At 73.8% G+C, this 1,002-nt stretch carries 1 protein-coding gene and 1 pseudogene; both read right to left on the bottom strand.

Annotation, left to right across the window (positions count from 1 at the left end):
- Positions 1-385 (bottom strand): annotated as a pseudogene (locus ACLEQD_RS44175) (hypothetical protein); the annotation flags it as partial.
- Between the two features lie 49 nt (positions 386-434).
- Positions 435-1,002: hypothetical protein (locus tag ACLEQD_RS44170; protein ID WP_410391897.1), on the bottom strand; the 568-nt coding region annotated here is incomplete at its 5' end.

Genomic DNA, 1,002 nt, shown 5'->3' with positions numbered 1-1,002 from the left:
GCGGCGCCATCGCCTTGCCCATCCCCGCCGTGAGCGCGATGCCCGCGTCGGTGGCGGACACCAGCGGCAGCGCCGCCTGCATCCGCTCCAGCAGCACCTCCGTGCCCAGCAGGCCCAGCGTCCAGGGCACCGTCGCCATGCCCACCATGACCGCCAGCGGCACCATCCGCCCCAGCAGCGTGGAGCCCGCCGCGAAGGTGAGCAGCGGCACCTCCACCAGCAGCGTCAGCCCCAGCAGCACCGCGAAGGGCCCCGCGGAGGCCACCACGCTCAACAGGCCGGAGGGACTGCCCAGCAGCGCTGGCAACGTGCCCCCCAACACGCACACCGTGGCGGGAACGGCCAGCGCCACGACGAACAGTCCGGGCGCGACGTGGGGTCTCACTGGAACAAGCATTTCCAGTAAGAATAGGGTGTCATCGATTCCTGGTAATTCAGACGGGGGGACGACCCACGAGCCAGTACACGACAGAGCAGACGGCGCCGGCCACGGGGGCCAGCACGATTCCCCAGAGGAGTGTCTGGCCGCAGTCAGGACCCTCGCAGCCGATGCGGCCGTAGGCCAGCACGCCGCCCGCGAGCATGGGCACGTGCATGCCGGCGATGAAGAGGCCCAGGCCGCGCAGCACGAGCCCCCGGTACCAGGGCCGCGTCCACAGCCGGAAGACGAGCGGCACGAGGACGAGGGTGCCGGTGAAGGCCGCGGCCAGCGCCAGGTGACGGGCGGCCACCGCGACGCAGGCGCCCGCGGCCAGCAGCAGGGCGGGCGCCAGCAGCAGCGCGTTGAGGGACAGCGGCTCTCGTTCGCGGGGCGGCGGCGTCGGAGGCATGGGCCAGGGCGGAAGGCTCGCAGGGCGTGCCCGGCCGCGCAAGGCCAGGAATGGAGGGCACAGGCCGGCGGACACCGGCCCCGGGTCGCAGGGCATGGCCCTTGCGGTCAGGGCCTCCCGGGCCGGCCCCTCGCGCCAGACGGGGTCAGGCGGCGACGGCGCCTTCGCCCAG

It is taken from the genome of Corallococcus sp. 4LFB (assembly GCF_046520365.1).
Taxonomy (GTDB): domain Bacteria; phylum Myxococcota; class Myxococcia; order Myxococcales; family Myxococcaceae; genus Corallococcus; species Corallococcus caeni.
This window is presented reverse-complemented; position numbering and strand designations above follow the sequence as displayed.